Below are 15,595 nucleotides of genomic sequence, written 5' to 3'. Positions count from 1 at the left end.
GGTTCTTATATCAGCCTGTTTGAATACGTGTAGCTCAAGACAATTTTCTCGATCGCCACTTCGTTCTTGGTGGAACCGAAGTTTTCCACTTCCCACTTCACCGGATAGGCATTGGCGAACGACCATACGCGCAACGGCAACTGCTTTTCGTCCAGCAATTGCACGACGATAGGCTGAGCCACCACCGGCGCAATGAAACCGAGTTCAAACACCGACTTGCACCAGACCACCAGGGGCGAGGTCAGCGGCGCAATGCCGCGCTTGAGTTCGAGGAACGGATGCTTGACGCCTTTGGGCAAGGTATGGACGTAACGATTCTCGCCGCCTTCGACGACGGTTTCGGTCTCGATTTCCGCGGACATGCCCGACACCTCCTGAAAGGAGGTGTCGGTCAAGCCCAGCGTGGCGCCAAATACCACCTTGAAATAAAACGCCGATGGCGGATAAACATTCGAAAACAAAGAAGACATCCGCTTAACCCACGAAAATGCTGCGTTCGTACCCGGCAATCGTCAGCTATTGGCGATCGTCAGGCCCTCGTGCACGATTTCAATGGTTTCGATGGCGACTTCATTGCCTTCGGCCTTGAGATCGGTGCCGGTGATCTTGGTCGGCCATGCGTTGGCCAGGGTCCAGACCATGGTCGGCTTGCCGGCTTCGTCCAGCAAACTGATGGTGACCGGCACGCGCTTGATGGTGTTCATCTTGATCTGGTTGAACCAGTCCCAGAACTTGTTATCCCCTTTGAAGGTGCCCTTCTTCATGGTCACATTGCCGACCTTCTTCATGCCCGGCATCTTGATGACCGAGAATTCCGGGCTGTCGCCGTGGCGGTATTTGATTTCTTCCGATTGCACGTCCAGACCGCTGACTTCCTGGAAGGACATGACTTGCGAATCCCATTTCACCTGGAAATAAAATTTCGGAAGCGGCCACACGGTGGTTGATTGTTTCGATCCGTCATCTGCCATTGCAAACCTCGTCTAAAGATTGAATGTTAAAAAACCGTTCGGGCGATGCTGTCGGCATCAGGATTTCTGCATTTGCTGCTGGAACGTGATTTCAATGAACTCGGCGGGACGGCTGACGGCGACCAGTATCGACACTTTCAGCAAGCCTTCCAGAATATCGTCGGCGGTCATGGTCTCGCCGAGGCCGACGAATACGCTGAAGGCATCGTCGGGGCTGGCGCCGGCCAGGCCGCCGCGCTTCCAGACGCTGGTCAGGAAATTGCGGGCCATGCTCTTGATCGTGACCCAGGTGTTGGCCGTGTTGGGTTCGAAGACATACGCCTTGCAGGCTTGCTTGAGCGATTCTTCGATCATGATCATGGTGCGGCGAACGCTGACATAACGCCAGTCGAGGCTGTTGCCGTCGAGCGTGCGCGCGCCCCAGACCAATACGCCCTCGCCGATGAACGAGCGGATCGCATTGATCGATTTGCCCTGGGTGGTCACGTTGAGATCTTCCTGCTCATCGTTGGAGATCGCCACCGTTGGCGACACCACGCCGTTCATGCTGATGTTGGCCGGCGCTTTCCAGACGCCGCGCGTGTTGTCCACCATGGTGTACAAACCGGCCATGCCGGCAGCAGGCGGCAGCAGGTTGAGCTTTTTCTGGATTGCCAGGATGATTTGCGGGTACAGGCTGCTGACCGCCAGCAGCGTCTTGTTCAGCGTCTGCTTGTCGGTCGCCGGATCCGGCGATTTGGTCCAGTCGGAAGTAATGGCGGCCAACGCCGCATTGAGCTGGTCGATCTTGACTTTGGCCGCCGGCGTCGGATTTGCGGCATCGGTGATCGGCGACAGCTCTTTTTTCAGCAAATCGGTCAGTACGTCGAGGTTGCTGATCGCCGTGAAATCCAGGTCCTTCTCTTTGACGATCGAGGTATTGACCCAAGGATAGTAAGCGGTGCCGAAATCCAGGAAATTGGTGCCGACCGACTCGCGGAAAGCGCCGACGCAATCGCCGCCCGGATCCTGGCGATCCTTGTAGCCGTCATACACGTCCAGCAAGGCAATGCGGTTACGCATCTTGAATCCGCAGTGCATCAGCGCATTGGTCTGCACGGTCGTGCAATCCTGCGCCGACAGGCGCACCGCGTCGGGAACCAGCACCATGGTGGGCTCCTGTTCCTTGAGCAGCGTATCGATGCCGGCGGAAATCTTGTCGGCGTCGAGATCGTCGCCGTAGTGGCCGACCGAAACGATGTAGCACGGGCCGCCGCCGTTCATGAAGAACAGCAGCATGCTGTAATACAAAATATAAGATGTGCCTTCGGCCTTGAGTTCGTATTCCGTGCGCTGCTTGGCGGCGCTATCGGTAATCGAGAAATCTCCGGTCACTGGAGCGGCCTTCGGATCGGCAGCCGGCAACGGATTGATCGAAAACTTGCTCTGCGGCGGCCCGCCGTAGTAGGCAATGAACTCTGCCATGGAGGTGATGCGCCAGGCTTTCTGGGCCAGCGAGGTTCCCTTGTTGTCGGAAAACTCGGTATAGCCGATAAAGGCAGGCACCGCCGTCGCGACTTCTACGACAGAGTTTGGAAAGGCGTTTTTCTCGACGACATAAACACCCGGTGTTTTGTATTGCGCCATAATTTCACCCTCAGTTATTGTTCAATTGATATAAATCTCTGAAACCAACACTGCCCTGCCACCTGCCATTTCCTGCGTTACCTTGCTCACATCGGCATTGGGCAGCCGCCGGATCAATACACGTTCGCCCATCCCGCCTTGTTCCCGCAACTGGAAGCGCTGCGGATATTTTTGCTGCATCTCGATTTCGCCCTCGCTCATGAACACCAGCGCGCGCCGGTTTCCCGGCAGTTGCTCAGGTTCCACGTTGACGAAGCGCATCGTTTCATCAAGATCGACGATGGCCAGATTGACGGCATCGACGTCGGCATCGCTGATGAAGTAGTACTTCCAAATGCTCTTGCGAACGGAAAATCGCAAGTAATAGTTCACGCCATGCGCATCCGCGGCATCCTCCTTCGCGACCTGGTCGGCAAGATCGATTTCCGCCACCAGAGCAGGTTTGCGCAAGACATCGCGACGATCGAGATGACGCGCCAGCGGCGGCGCCGTCATCGCCTGCATCATCCCGGCATCAACCGTTTCGCCTGCGTGCAGACGGCGCCGGCCGCTGTCTTCGGCCACGCTGGCGCCGCTGCGCAAATACAGCAGGCTTTCCGGTGTTGGCGCCAGCGGCAGCGTGTATCGAGAAAACAGCGGATCCTGTGCAAACCACTTAAACGTCAGCAACGCCGCGCCTGGCGTGCAATCTTCAAGCAACACGTTGCGCCGCGCAGCTTCGCAAAATACCGCTACGCCATTGCGCTGCGCACGCACCAGCAAATCGCGACGGCGAATCCAGTCGGCTGTCTCGGGCGTCGGCACGCAAATAAACGCCGTCGCTTGCAGCTGCAGAAAGTCATGCTCGACATCAATGCTGAACAACGGCGAATAGAGAGACATGACGCACTCCGATGGCGACAGACGAATTCTCGATCAGGCTTTTAGTGATTGGCGGCCGATGCAGGCGAACGTATGTTGGGTACACGGGCCACGATGTCGTCAGCGTCGAATGCCACCATCCGCACCTTGTACAGCACCGACGGCAGATACTTACCGCCCAACAACGTCCAGATATTGCTCAATTCATGTATTTTCAGGTTCTCGATATCGAGCACCAGCTTCTCGATGCGGGGATCCAGCTCCGGCGTGACCTGATGGTCGAACACCGGGAATCGCTGGAAATATGCAATCGCGCCGGAAATAAGTTTCAAGGCTTCGGAGTAATTGGCGCCATTGAAATTGGCGGCGATCATCACATAGAGATTGAGGTAGAGCGGCGCGCTGTTGACCACTGTGCGCAGGGCGCCGGCTTCGCCTGAAGACTGCTGGCGGTAAGGCACCGTGTCTTTTTCCAGATTGGTCAGGAACACGACCAGCTTGTTGTTTGTGTTGGGGGCTGCGTGTCCTTCGGCGTCCACCAGACCGGACATCAGCACGATGTCTTCGGTCAGCGCATAGGTCTGCTTGAGAAACTGGTTGAGCTGAATGGCCAGATGACTTATGGCAGCGTTGATCATGTTCCCCCGACACCTTTCGCGATGAAACTATTCTTTTTGAGATGATTCAGCGATGACTGCGGATGTTTCTTTTTATTTCCCTTTATGCGCTTCCATGTCGAAAGCACATACTTCCCTATTCACATTTTTATTTGGCAGCGAAACTCTATCATAATTTTCTCGCAGAATTTTCCTCTTTCCATTTGCCCCGCTTGCCACCGCCGTCCGACTTTGCCGGAAGATCGGCATTAGTCCGGCCACCTTCCGTCAGGGGTTTCGCCCGGCATCATAAGAGCGTGTATTCCATCGAAAGACTGAGCATTGAAGCCGGCTTCGCGTTACCGTCCGAACGTGTAATGCCTGGCCCCGATCAGATTATCGATTGATGACGGACCGGGTTCTGCAGGCAGACAGGAAGGACGCTGGTCAGGCGCGATTTACAAAATCTTTACCCGCCACAAAGTGCTGGGCCCGCGACAAGCGGCCATCGCTTAACCATGCGGGAAGTATTTTTATGCAAAGACGCGACTTGCGCTGAAAATTTCCACCAAGCAATTTCAATAAAATTATAAGTACTTTCCCCTTCACCGGGAAAATCCTGATTCTCGCGCGGTCTCCTTACACTTACACTTACAGCAACACGACAACATCGGAAAAAGCAGATCAACCATCATCCCCGTCGACATCCCCATTCTTGCACTCTCGCCTATATCGGTTGGCCCTTGAGTCTTATTGATTTTTTTACAATACTTATCGTAGTGATAGTGCATTGCCGGCCTCAGGCAATCCTACAAGGAGAATAAAAATGAAATGGTTCTATGATCTGAAAATTTCCAAAAAGCTGATCGCTACTTTCCTGGTCATCGTGGCCATGGTGGCCGCCCTCGGCGCCTTCTCGATACGCGAACTGGACAAGGTCAACAGCGCTTCGACCGAAATCACCACCAACTGGCTGCCCAGCATCCGCACCTTGTCCACCATCCAGTTGACCCTGTCGCGCATCCGCAGCTTCGAGATGCAGCACCTCCTCGCCAAGGAGGCCAAGGAATATGATGAAATCGAGCAAAGCACCAATACGCAGATCGCCGCCCTGAAGAAAGAGCAGGCCGCATACCTCACGCAAATTTCCGAGCCGGAAGAAAAAGCGATCTATCCCGAGGTCGACAAGCAGATCGCCGCCCTTCTGTCCGAGCATGACAAAATCGTTGCCATTTCAAGGCAAGGCAAGAGCGAAGAGGCGCGCAACCTGCAGCGCGGCGATGCCACGCTCGCCTATCGCAACGCGCTGCAAGGCCTGGGCAAGCTGATCGCCGTCAACGACAAGGGCGCGGATTCTTCCAATGTGCAGGCGGATAACATATATAGCGAGGCGCGCCTGATGATCCTGGGCACCGTCACAATCTGCATCGCGCTGGCCATGCTGCTGGCGACCTGGGTTTCGCGCCTGATCGCCCGGCCGCTGGAGCAAGCCGTTTCAGTGGCCCGGCGCGTAGCCGGCGGCGACCTGACCGCGGACATCCAGTCTTCCAGCAAGGATGAAGCCGGCCAGTTGCTGGATGCCTTGAGGAGCATGAACGACAGCCTGCTGGGCATCGTCACCGAAGTGCGCCAGGGCACCTCCACCATCACCGTCGCATCGACTGAAATCGCCAGCGGCAACCTCGACCTCTCTTCCCGCACCGAACAGCAGGCCAGCTCGCTGGAAGAAACCGCCTCGGCCATGGAAGAACTGACCTCCACCGTCAAGCAGAACGCCGACAATGCGCGCCAGGCCAACCAGTTGGCGGCGTCCGCCTCGGAAGTGGCGGTCGCCGGCGGCAACGTGGTCGGCAAGGTGGTCGACACCATGGGATCGATCAATGAATCCTCGCGCAAGATTTCCGACATCATCGGCGTCATCGACGGCATCGCGTTCCAAACCAATATCCTGGCCTTGAACGCCGCGGTGGAAGCCGCGCGCGCCGGCGAGCAGGGCCGCGGCTTCGCGGTAGTCGCTTCCGAAGTGCGCAGCCTGGCGCAACGTTCGGCCGCCGCCGCCAAGGAAATCAAGGGGCTCATCGAAGGCTCGGTGGCGCAGGTCGACCTGGGCAGCAAACTGGTTGCGGAAGCCGGCAATACCATGAACGAAGTGGTCAACAGCGTGCGCCGCGTGACCGACATCGTGGCCGAGATCAGCTCGGCCAGCCAGGAACAGAGCGACGGCATCGAGCAGGTCAACATCGCCATTTCCCAAATGGATGAAGTGACGCAACAAAACGCGGCGCTGGTGGAACAGGCCGCGGCGGCGGCCCAGTCATTGCAGGAACAAGCCGAGAAACTGACCGGCACCGTGAGCATCTTCAAGCTCGACCAGCATGCCGTGTCGTCCCCATCCCGCGCGGCCAGGACGGCGCCTGCGCTGAAAACCGGCGCGGCACGGCCGGCCGCGCCGGCAGCCCGCAAGCACACGGTAGACATCACGCCGAAGAAGGCGGTGCTGCCCGCCAAACCAGCCGCCGGCGCCAATGCGAAATTGACGGCCGGCGACGATGGCGATGCCTGGGAACAGTTCTGACAGGGATGTGATCCGATGTCCGGCATGCCCGGACATCATCAATACCCAATATCAATACGCACGCGATGGAAGGAAGAGCGGCAGGCCATTCGATACGGCCTGCCGTCTTTTTTCCGGCAAGAGAGCCGGCGCAAGAAAGACGGCGAGAAAGAAAAAAGGGCCCATCTTGCGATGGACCCTTCATATCTGGTGCGGCTGGCAGGAATCGAACCCACGACCCCTTGGTTCGTAGCCAAGTACTCTATCCAGCTGAGCTACAGCCGCGAAAAACAAAATTATAGCACCAGCCTTGCATTAATGGGAAGCCCCTCCCTGAAATTTCTCTTTTTCATGTCTCAATGACATGCCGACAAGGCTTTTCGACGCAGGACGCCCACCTTGCCCTGCGTCAAAATTCTGCGCGCCGGCCTGATGACCGCGCTGCGCATGCCGGATATGATTGGCGTTTTCAATTCCGACTACGCCCGACATGCCCCAGGAAATCATTTCCGGCGACCGTTCCCAGGAAGCCCTGTCCCTCACCGAGAAAATCCGCGAACAAGAGCGTGCGCGCATCGCCCGCGATCTGCACGATGAGCTTGGCGCCCACCTGACCGGCATCAAGATGGCCCTGGGGCAATTGCGCGAATCGCTGGCCCAGGCGGCGGGAATGGCGCACCAGCATGAGCAGGCGCATTACGCCGAGAAGCTGGTCGACGAGGCGGGCGACGCCATGCACGGCATCATCGATGACCTGTGTCCGCCCATCGTTGAATTCGGCCTGGCCGAGGCGCTCGAATGGCAGAGCCGCATGTTCACCCGCCAGACCGGCATCGTCTGCCGCCAGCGCTGCGGCGACGGCCTGGAAGGGCTTGAGGAATTCGCGGTGATCACGCTGTTTCGCATCGTGCGGGAAGCCCTCAATAACGTCGCCAAGTATGCGCAGGCCGACAATGTCCTGGTCACGGTCGGGCGCGCAGGCGATGTGCTGTCGCTGCGCATCGAGGACGACGGATGCGGCTTCGATCCCTCCGCCGCCCTGCGCAACGGCCACGGGCTGGGCAACATGCGGCGCCGCGCGCAGGCGCTGGGAGGAACGCTGCAACTCGATAGCGCGCCGGGCAAAGGCGCTGCGATCCGGGTGGAGATCCCTGTCGCGCGCTGAGCGAACGCTATAGAATACCGGCTCGCCACACAAAGAGGATCGACGCATCCCGCCCATGAGCAAAAAAAACACCGCCGCCATTAAAGTCCTCATTGCCGACGACCATGCCATCGTGCGGGAAGGCTTGCGCCAGATATGCGCCGGCACCAAGGATATCGTCGTGGCCGGCAATGCCGCCAACGGGCTGGAAGCGGTCAAGCTGGCGCGCGTGGGCAATGGCGACGTGATGCTGCTCGACATCGTCATGCCCGACCGCAATGGCATCGACATCCTCAAGCAGATCCGCAAGGAGCATCCCCAGTTGCCGGTATTGATGCTGTCCATCCATCGCGAAGACCAATATGCGATCCGTGCGCTGCGCGCCGGCGCGGCCGGCTTTCTCAACAAGCAGGTGGCGCCGTCCGAACTGCTGGCCGCCATCCGCCAGGCCGCGGCCGGGCGCAAATACATCAGCCCGTCGCTGGCACAGGAACTGGCCAACCAGATCGGCTTCGACCATGAGACGCCATTGCACGAGACGCTGTCGGACCGCGAATACCAGACCATGGTCATGATCGCTTCCGGCAAGACGGTCGGCGATATCGCCGCCGAACTCTCGCTCTCGGTAAAAACCATCAGCATGTACCGCTCCCGGGTACTGGCCAAGATGAAGATGCGCCACAACGCCGAACTCACCCACTACGCCCTGAAAAACGACCTGGTGGAATAAAAGAGACATTCCCGCCGCCGGGCTCCGGCTGGCCGTTTGGCCCTCACAAAAAACCTTCAAAGCCAAAACGCTTGACGTAAAATGGATCGACATTTTCCGAACCGTTGGCAAGCATTGCGACCGTCGCGCGCATGCAAGGCGCGATTGCAAACGGACCCTGAAACGGGCCCTAAAGGAAAAGGCCGGATGAGCCGTTACCAGCGGACACAGTACTCCTTGTCGCAGTGATATAAAGCGGCCAACAATATTGTCAGCCGACATGTCCAAGAAAACGTCCACGTTAAGTCCCGTCGAAATCGCCCGCGAGGCTTTCCAGCGCCTCGGCACCCGCCGCATCGCCCCCACCCCGGAAGCCTATCGCATCGCCTATGAGGAAATCCTGGGTGGCCAGCCCGAGATACGCGCAGAAACGGTACTGATCGACCTGGCCGCCAACCTGGCCAGGCAGCCGGGTGAAAACGGCCTCCTGGGAATGCGCCTGGTGCGCGCCCAGGAAAACAGCGATTGGGGCGAATACGCGCGGCAGCTCGGCGAATTCGTCGAAGAGAGCTGGAGCGCACGCCCTACCGTCCCGCACGGCGAACTGATGCCGGTGGATCTGGAGCGGCAGTTCATCCGCGACAGCAAGAAGGAAAAAATGCTGCGCGAAGTGCTGGCGCGGGTGCTGGTGTTCAACCTGCCCTCGCTGCTGGAAAGCGCCCCGGAACTGGCCAACGAATCGAAATCCAGCGGCCAGGACCTGAAGACGGCGTTCTCCGAACAGGCGATCACCGAGATCATCACGCGCATCAAGCAACTGAGTTTCCAGATCGAGCTCAAGACCGACGACATGGCGCAGCAGCAGGAGTTGCTGATGCGCCTGTTCCAGCTGCTGCTGGAAAACATCAACGGTTTGCTGGAACAGGGCTCCTGGCTTTCCAGCCAGATCGAAACCGTGCAAGCCCTGATCGCCGGCCCGATCAGCAAGACCTCGCTGGCCGATGCGACCAAGAACCTCAAGGAAGTGATCTACAAGCAAGGCTTGCTGAAGAACACGCTGGCCGAGGAAAAAGTGGTGGTCAAGAACATGATGCTGACCTTCGTCGACCGCCTCTCGGCGATGCTCTCCACCACCAGCAACTACCAGAAAACCATCAGCGGCTTCTCGCAGCAAATCAGCCAGGCCGGCAACATCAGCGACCTCAACTCGGTACTGAGCGACATCATGCGCGAAACCCAGAACGCGCAGGAAGAAACCACCCGTTCGCGCGATGCCATGGAAGACGCGCAGCAGGAAGTGGAAAAAGCCGAAGCCCGCATCCATGCGCTGGAAAACCAACTGGTGCAAATGGGCGAACTGGTGCGCGAAGACCAGCTGACCGGCAGCCTGAACCGGCGCGGCATGGACGAGTCGCTGGACCGCGAAATGGCCAATGCCGAACGGCGCGATACGCCGTTGTGCATCGCCTTGCTGGACCTGGACGACTTCAAGCGCATCAACGACACCCACGGCCACGACACCGGCGACGAAGTGCTGGTCCACATGGTCAAGGTCATCAAGGAAACCTTGCGCAAGCTGGATGTGATCGCGCGCTTCGGCGGCGAGGAATTCATCGTGATGATGCCGGAAACCGAACCGCAGGACGCCGTCCAGATCATCACCCGGGTCCAGCGCGAGCTGACCAAACGCCTCTTCATGCATGACAGCCAGCGCCTGCTGATCACCTTCAGCGCCGGCGTCGCCGAACACCACAAGGGCGAAAGCCAGGCGCAACTGATCAAGCGCGCCGACGTGGCCCTCTACAAAGCCAAGAACGCGGGCAAGAACCGCATCGTCTTCGCCGATCCGCCGGCGCCCGACGCCCTGCCGGCGGCATAGGCCGCCGCATCCGGCTCAGGCCGGGACAGTTTCCCGGCCTTGTTTTTCCGAACGCCGCCAGCTGCGCCAGCCCGCCATCGCCATGATCACGAACAGGCCGTACAGTATCGCCGTCAGCGTCAGATGCTTGTAGAGATAGAGGCCGACATACAGCACGTCCACCAGGATCCACACCAGCCAGTTCTCGATTTTCTTGCGCGACAGCAGGAGTTGCCCCACCAGGCTGCCGGCGGTAAGGAAGGCATCCATGTGCGGCACGTCGGTATCGGTATAGCGGCGCAGGAACCAGGACAGCAGCGCAAAGCCGGCGCCCCATGCGGCCAGCATCAACGCCCAGCCGGCGCGGTCCAGGCGCGACACCGGCAACGGCTGGTGCTGCTGGCCGCCGCGCAGCCATTGGTACCAGCCCCAGATGGACACCGCGACAAAAACGAACTGCAAGCCGGAGTCGCCGTACAAGCGGGCATCGACGAACACCGCCGCATACAGCAGCGAAGACAGGATGGAAAACAGCCAGGCCCAATGGTTCTGGCGGATGTTGAGCCAGACGGTGAGCAGCGCCAGCAGGAAGGACACCAGCTCCAGCGGCGTGGTGGACAGGCCGGACAACGACAGCGGCGTATCGATCGACATTCGCGTGGATCCGGGATGGTAGGAAAATGGTTGGAGGTCGGGAGGGTCGGACAGGCCTGCCTGCGTTCGGCTTATTTCGGCTTATCCCCGTCTCAGCCTGCCCGAGCGCACGGCTAGCGCGCGGCCCTGGGCGCTTCGGCCGCCCCGCCCGACGACGGCGCCGTGACAGGAACGGAAACGCTGTTGGGCTGGCCTGAGCCTGGCATGTAGGGATTCGGATTGGCCGACGCGAATGGCTTGCCCGATGCGCCATCGATCACCTGGATGAAGACCTCGTTCTGCTTGATCATCCCCAGTTCGAAACGCGCGCGCTCTTCGACCGCGCCCTTGCTCTGCTTCAGGTCGTCGACTTCGGAAGCCAGCTTGGCATTGCGCTCCTTGAGCTCATCGTTCTTCTTGCGCGCCTGCTGGACCTGGCGGTCGAGCTCCCAGACCTTGAACCAGCCGCCCTTGCCCAGCCAAAGCGGGTATTGGATCAGCACCAGCAACAGTGACAGGCAAAGGATGATCAGGCGCATGGCCGCGAGCTCTCAGCGCGGCGCGTGCCTCGGGTTGCGAGGCACGCGCCGCTACGCTTTTACTTCAGGTTGTAGAACGCAGTGCGGCCCGGATAGGTGGCGATATCGCCCAGATCCTCTTCGATGCGCAGCAGCTGGTTGTACTTGGCCATGCGGTCCGAACGCGACATCGAGCCGGTCTTGATCTGCAGCGCGTTCATGCCCACGGCGATGTCGGCGATGGTCGAGTCTTCGGTTTCGCCCGAACGGTGCGAGATCACGGCGGTGTAGCCGGCGCGCTTGGCCATTTCGATGGCGGCGAAGGTTTCGGTCAGGGTGCCGATCTGGTTGATCTTGATCAGGATCGAGTTGGCGATGCCCTTGTCGATGCCTTCCTTCAGGATCTTGGTGTTGGTGACGAACAGGTCGTCGCCCACCAGTTGCACCTTCTTGCCCAGGGTTTCGGTCAGCAGCTTCCAGCCGGCCCAGTCGTTCTCGGCCATGCCGTCTTCGATGCTGATGATCGGGTACTTGTCGCACCACGACGCCAGCAGGCCCACCTTCTGCGCCGGGGTCAGCACCATGTTTTCGCCGGCCAGGTGGTAGTTGCCGTCCTTGTAGTACTCGGAAGCGGCGCAGTCCAGGCCCAGGGCGATCTGGGTGCCCGGCTCGTAGCCGGCCTTTTCGATGGCTTCGATGATCAGCTTGATGGCTTCTTCGTGGCTGGAGACGTTGGGGGCGAAGCCGCCTTCGTCACCGACCGAAGTAGCCAGGCCGCGGTCGTGCAGGATCTTCTTCAGGGTGTGGAACACTTCGGCGCCGTAGCGCAGCGCTTCACGGAAGCTCGGTGCGCCCACCGGGATGATCATGAACTCCTGCAGGTCCAGGTTGTTGTCGGCGTGCGCGCCGCCGTTGATGACGTTCATCATCGGCACCGGCATCTGCATCGAACCGCTGCCGCCGAAATAACGGTACAGCGGCAGGCCCGACTCTTCAGCGGCGGCCTTGGCCACGGCCATCGAGACCGCCAGCATGGCGTTGGCGCCCAGGCGGCTCTTGTTCTCGGTGCCGTCCAGGTCGATCAGGGTGCGGTCCAGGAAAGCCTGCTCATTGGCGTCCAGGCCCATGATGGCTTCGGAGATTTCGGTGTTGATGTTTTCGCAGGCTTGCAGCACGCCCTTGCCGAAATAGCGGCTCTTGTCGCCGTCGCGCAGCTCGATCGCCTCGCGCGAACCGGTGGACGCGCCCGAGGGGACAGCGGCGCGGCCCAGCACGCCGGACTCCAGCAGCACGTCGCATTCAACGGTGGGATTACCGCGGGAGTCGATCACTTCGCGGCCGATGATATCAACGATTGCACTCATTCCAAATCTCCATCAAGGTTTTAAAAATTGTAGGCGGTGGCGCGGGCCTGCCGGGGAGGCTGCTGCAACCCGGCGTGCGCACACAACGAAGCGGCCGCCGGACGGCGGCCGCTTGACGTGCGATCAGGAAAAGTTGTTTTCCAAAAAGCCCGCTTTCTTCACGATGCGGTCCAGCTCGATCATCGTGCCCAGCAAATCCTTCATGCGCGCCAGCGGCACGGCATTGGGGCCGTCCGACATGGCTTCGGCCGGGTTCGGGTGGGTTTCCATGAACACGCCCGAGACGCCAGTGGCGATCGCCGCGCGCGCCAGCACGGGAACAAACTCGCGCTGGCCGCCCGAAGACGTGCCCTGCCCGCCCGGCAGCTGCACCGAGTGGGTGGCGTCGAACACCACCGGGGCGCCGGTCTCGCGCATGATCGCCAGGCTGCGCATGTCCGAGACCAGGTTGTTGTAACCGAAGGACACGCCGCGCTCGCAGGCCATGAAATTATCGGTCGGCAGGCCGGCCTCCTTGGCCGCGGCGCGCGCCTTGTCGATCACGTTGACCATGTCGTGCGGCGCCAGGAACTGGCCCTTCTTGATATTGACCGGCTTGCCCGACTGCGCGCAGGCGCGGATGAAATCGGTCTGGCGGCACAGGAAGGCCGGCGTCTGCAGCACGTCGACCACGGCGGCGACCGGCTTGATCTCGTCGATCTCGTGGATGTCGGTCAGCACCGGCACGCCGATCTCTTTCCTGACCTTGGCCAGGATCTCCAGCCCCTTCTCCATGCCCAGCCCGCGGAACGAACTGCCCGACGAGCGGTTGGCCTTGTCGAAGGACGACTTGTAGATGAACGGGATGCCCAGTTCGCCGGTGATTTGCTTCAAGGCGCCGGCCGTATCGAGCGCCATCTGTTCGGACTCGATGACACAGGTACCGGCAATCAGGAAGAACGGCTGGTCGAGGCCGACCTCAAAACCGCAGAGTTTCATGCTTTTCCTTTTGCGGCCGCATCGTGGTGAACCAGCGCATGATGGGCCAATGCTGCGCGAATATACGAAATGAACAGCGGGTGGCCGTCACGCGGGGTCGACTTGAACTCCGGGTGATATTGCACGCCGATGTAGAACGGGTGGGCGTTCTCGCCGGTGCGCGGCAACTCCATGATTTCGCACAGGTCTTCGGTCGGCGTACGCGCCGACACGACCATGCCGGCCTCTTCCACCCGGCCGAGATAGAAATTGTTTGCTTCGTAACGGTGGCGGTGACGCTCGGTCACCGTTTCCCCATAAATTTCAGCCGCCAGCGTGCCCGGCTTGATGCTGCAAGTCTGCGCGCCCAGGCGCATGGTGCCGCCCAGGTCGGAATTCTCGTCGCGGCGCTCGACACGACCGTCGTGGTTTTGCCACTCGTCGATCAGCGCCACCACCGGCTGCTCGGTATCCGGATCGAACTCGGTCGAGTTGGCCTTGGCCAGGCCGGCCTTGTTGCGCGCGTATTCCAGCAGCGCCACCTGCATGCCCAGGCAGATGCCCAGGTAAGGCACCTGGTTCTCGCGGGCATAGCGGGCCGCGGCGATCTTGCCTTCCACGCCGCGCTTGCCGAAACCGCCCGGCACCAGGATCGCATCGTACTTGGCGAGGCTGCCGGTGCCGTTGGCTTCGATTTCTTCCGAATCCAGGTATTCGATGTTCACGCGGCTGCCGGTATGGATGCCGGCGTGGCGCAGCGCTTCGGTCAGCGACTTGTACGACTCGGTGAGGTCGACATACTTGCCGACCATGCCGATGGTCACTTCGTGCGAAGGATTGTTCTGCGCGTCGATCAGCTTGTCCCACATCGACAGGTCGGCCGGCTTGGGCGACAGGCCCAGCTTTTCGCAGATGATGGTATCCAAACCCTGGTCGTGCAGCATCTGCGGAATCTTATAGATGCTATCGGCATCCCACACCGAAATGACGGCGTCGACGGCGACGTTGGAGAACAGCGAGATCTTGTCGCGCTCGTCGTCCGGGATGCGGCGGTCGGCGCGGCACAGCAAGGCGTCCGGCGAAATGCCGATTTCGCGCAGCTTTTGCACGCTGTGCTGGGTCGGCTTGGTCTTGAGTTCGCCGGCCGATGCCAGGAACGGCACCAGCGTCAGGTGGACGAAGGCGGTGGCATTGCGGCCCGAGCGCAGGCTCAATTGGCGCGCGGCTTCGAGGAAAGGCAGCGACTCGATGTCGCCGACGGTGCCGCCGATTTCCACCAGCGCAACTTCATAGCCTTCGGCGCCGCGATGGATGAATTCCTGGATCTCGTTGGTGATGTGCGGGATCACCTGCACGGTCTTGCCCAGGTACTCGCCGCGGCGCTCCTTCCGGATCACCGACTCATACACCTGCCCGGTGGTGAAGTTGTTGACCTTCTTCATCTTGGCCGAGATGAAACGCTCGTAGTGGCCGAGGTCGAGGTCGGTCTCGGCGCCGTCGTCGGTGACGAACACTTCGCCGTGCTGCAGCGGGCTCATCGTGCCGGGGTCGACGTTGATATAGGGATCGAGCTTGAGGAGGGTGACTTTGAGGCCACGCGATTCGAGGATCGCAGCCAGGGACGCGGCGGCAATCCCTTTACCCAGGGAAGACACGACGCCGCCAGTGACAAATACAAACTTGGTCATTACAGATGAGTGCCGAACGGCACATGCGGGAAATTCAAATTATACCCCAAAGCGCTCGTATTTTTAATCCCCTTGCGCCGATATCTGTCTCACCGCAGCGAAACTTGCGTGGAGAA

At 60.0% G+C, this 15,595-nt stretch carries 14 protein-coding genes and 1 tRNA gene; 4 read left to right on the top strand and 11 right to left on the bottom strand.

Annotation, left to right across the window (positions count from 1 at the left end; translation table 11 throughout):
* Nucleotides 1–5: 5 nt before the first annotated feature.
* The 5 genes from AC07N6_RS05755 to AC07N6_RS05735 all read right to left on the bottom strand — a co-directional run bounded on the left by AC07N6_RS05755 (nucleotide 6) and on the right by AC07N6_RS05735 (nucleotide 4,096).
* A complete protein-coding gene (locus AC07N6_RS05755) occupies nucleotides 6–470 on the bottom strand; it encodes a phage tail protein (protein ID WP_494779360.1) in 465 nt (154 codons plus the stop codon).
* 42 nt (nucleotides 471–512) lie between these two features.
* The gene (locus tag AC07N6_RS05750; protein WP_050468262.1) at nucleotides 513–971 is read right to left on the bottom strand and encodes a phage tail protein; all 459 of its coding nucleotides are present in this window, start codon (nucleotides 969–971) and stop codon (nucleotides 513–515) included.
* Nucleotides 972–1,028: 57 nt separating this feature from the next.
* Nucleotides 1,029–2,516, bottom strand: coding sequence for a phage tail sheath family protein (locus AC07N6_RS05745; protein ID WP_494779359.1), 1,488 nt, complete (start codon nucleotides 2,514–2,516; stop codon nucleotides 1,029–1,031).
* A gap of 102 nt (nucleotides 2,517–2,618) precedes the next feature.
* Complete coding sequence (locus tag AC07N6_RS05740) at nucleotides 2,619–3,479, bottom strand: hypothetical protein (protein ID WP_494779358.1); 861 nt, start codon at nucleotides 3,477–3,479, stop codon at nucleotides 2,619–2,621.
* 41 nt (nucleotides 3,480–3,520) lie between these two features.
* Entirely contained in the window at nucleotides 3,521–4,096 is a 576-nt protein-coding gene (locus AC07N6_RS05735; protein ID WP_494779357.1) for a Pvc16 family protein, read from the bottom strand.
* Nucleotides 4,097–4,880: 784 nt separating this feature from the next.
* Between AC07N6_RS05735 and AC07N6_RS05730 the strand changes: the two genes are divergently transcribed.
* Complete coding sequence (locus AC07N6_RS05730; RefSeq protein WP_494779356.1) at nucleotides 4,881–6,629, top strand: methyl-accepting chemotaxis protein; 1,749 nt, start codon at nucleotides 4,881–4,883, stop codon at nucleotides 6,627–6,629.
* A gap of 187 nt (nucleotides 6,630–6,816) precedes the next feature.
* Here AC07N6_RS05730 and AC07N6_RS05725 read toward each other — a convergent pair.
* A tRNA-Arg gene (locus tag AC07N6_RS05725) sits at nucleotides 6,817–6,893 on the bottom strand.
* Between the two features lie 175 nt (nucleotides 6,894–7,068).
* Between AC07N6_RS05725 and AC07N6_RS05720 the strand changes: the two genes are divergently transcribed.
* From AC07N6_RS05720 to AC07N6_RS05710, 3 genes are all read left to right on the top strand, one after another.
* Nucleotides 7,069–7,773 (top strand): sensor histidine kinase, encoded by a 705-nt coding sequence (locus AC07N6_RS05720; protein ID WP_494779355.1) that lies wholly within the window; start codon nucleotides 7,069–7,071, stop codon nucleotides 7,771–7,773.
* 55 nt (nucleotides 7,774–7,828) lie between these two features.
* A complete protein-coding gene (locus tag AC07N6_RS05715) occupies nucleotides 7,829–8,482 on the top strand; it encodes a response regulator (RefSeq protein WP_494779354.1) in 654 nt (217 codons plus the stop codon).
* Nucleotides 8,483–8,741: 259 nt separating this feature from the next.
* Nucleotides 8,742–10,340 (top strand): GGDEF domain-containing protein, encoded by a 1,599-nt coding sequence (locus AC07N6_RS05710; protein WP_494779353.1) that lies wholly within the window; start codon nucleotides 8,742–8,744, stop codon nucleotides 10,338–10,340.
* A 15-nt stretch (nucleotides 10,341–10,355) separates the two neighbouring features.
* On the opposite strand, the gene pnuC is transcribed toward AC07N6_RS05710, so the two are convergent.
* The 5 genes from pnuC to pyrG all read right to left on the bottom strand — a co-directional run bounded on the left by pnuC (nucleotide 10,356) and on the right by pyrG (nucleotide 15,479).
* The gene (gene pnuC, locus AC07N6_RS05705) at nucleotides 10,356–10,973 is read right to left on the bottom strand and encodes a nicotinamide riboside transporter PnuC (protein ID WP_494779352.1); all 618 of its coding nucleotides are present in this window, start codon (nucleotides 10,971–10,973) and stop codon (nucleotides 10,356–10,358) included.
* A gap of 113 nt (nucleotides 10,974–11,086) precedes the next feature.
* The gene (gene ftsB / locus AC07N6_RS05700; RefSeq protein WP_494779351.1) at nucleotides 11,087–11,491 is read right to left on the bottom strand and encodes a cell division protein FtsB; all 405 of its coding nucleotides are present in this window, start codon (nucleotides 11,489–11,491) and stop codon (nucleotides 11,087–11,089) included.
* A 59-nt stretch (nucleotides 11,492–11,550) separates the two neighbouring features.
* The gene (gene eno / locus AC07N6_RS05695; protein ID WP_494779350.1) at nucleotides 11,551–12,834 is read right to left on the bottom strand and encodes a phosphopyruvate hydratase; all 1,284 of its coding nucleotides are present in this window, start codon (nucleotides 12,832–12,834) and stop codon (nucleotides 11,551–11,553) included.
* A 123-nt stretch (nucleotides 12,835–12,957) separates the two neighbouring features.
* Entirely contained in the window at nucleotides 12,958–13,812 is an 855-nt protein-coding gene (kdsA, locus tag AC07N6_RS05690; protein ID WP_494779349.1) for a 3-deoxy-8-phosphooctulonate synthase, read from the bottom strand.
* Nucleotides 13,809–15,479 carry a CTP synthase gene (gene pyrG, locus AC07N6_RS05685; protein WP_494779348.1) on the bottom strand — a complete coding sequence of 557 codons (1,671 nt, stop codon included), beginning with the start codon at nucleotides 15,477–15,479 and terminating at the stop codon, nucleotides 13,809–13,811. The genes kdsA and pyrG overlap by 4 nt, the downstream gene beginning before the upstream one ends.
* Nucleotides 15,480–15,595 lie beyond the last annotated feature (116 nt).

The sequence above is a fragment of the Herbaspirillum sp. GW821-FHT09A12 genome, from assembly GCF_059418325.1.
Note: the sequence above shows the minus strand (reverse complement) of the source record. Positions and strands in the feature narration are given on the sequence as shown.

Excerpts from the sequence above, each read along its gene's own strand:
- AC07N6_RS05730 (WP_494779356.1), top strand. The coding sequence starts at position 4,881 with ATGAAATGGTTCTATGATCTGAAAATTTCCAAAAAGCTGATCGCTACT.
- ftsB (WP_494779351.1), bottom strand. The coding sequence starts at position 11,491 with ATGCGCCTGATCATCCTTTGCCTGTCACTGTTGCTGGTGCTGATCCAA.
- pyrG (WP_494779348.1), bottom strand. The coding sequence starts at position 15,479 with ATGACCAAGTTTGTATTTGTCACTGGCGGCGTCGTGTCTTCCCTGGGT.
- AC07N6_RS05710 (WP_494779353.1), top strand. The coding sequence starts at position 8,742 with ATGTCCAAGAAAACGTCCACGTTAAGTCCCGTCGAAATCGCCCGCGAG.
- pnuC (WP_494779352.1), bottom strand. The coding sequence starts at position 10,973 with ATGTCGATCGATACGCCGCTGTCGTTGTCCGGCCTGTCCACCACGCCG.
- AC07N6_RS05715 (WP_494779354.1), top strand. The coding sequence starts at position 7,829 with ATGAGCAAAAAAAACACCGCCGCCATTAAAGTCCTCATTGCCGACGAC.
- kdsA (WP_494779349.1), bottom strand. The coding sequence starts at position 13,812 with ATGAAACTCTGCGGTTTTGAGGTCGGCCTCGACCAGCCGTTCTTCCTG.
- AC07N6_RS05735 (WP_494779357.1), bottom strand. The coding sequence starts at position 4,096 with ATGATCAACGCTGCCATAAGTCATCTGGCCATTCAGCTCAACCAGTTT.
- AC07N6_RS05755 (WP_494779360.1), bottom strand. The coding sequence starts at position 470 with ATGTCTTCTTTGTTTTCGAATGTTTATCCGCCATCGGCGTTTTATTTC.
- AC07N6_RS05740 (WP_494779358.1), bottom strand. The coding sequence starts at position 3,479 with ATGTCTCTCTATTCGCCGTTGTTCAGCATTGATGTCGAGCATGACTTT.
- eno (WP_494779350.1), bottom strand. The coding sequence starts at position 12,834 with ATGAGTGCAATCGTTGATATCATCGGCCGCGAAGTGATCGACTCCCGC.
- AC07N6_RS05750 (WP_050468262.1), bottom strand. The coding sequence starts at position 971 with ATGGCAGATGACGGATCGAAACAATCAACCACCGTGTGGCCGCTTCCG.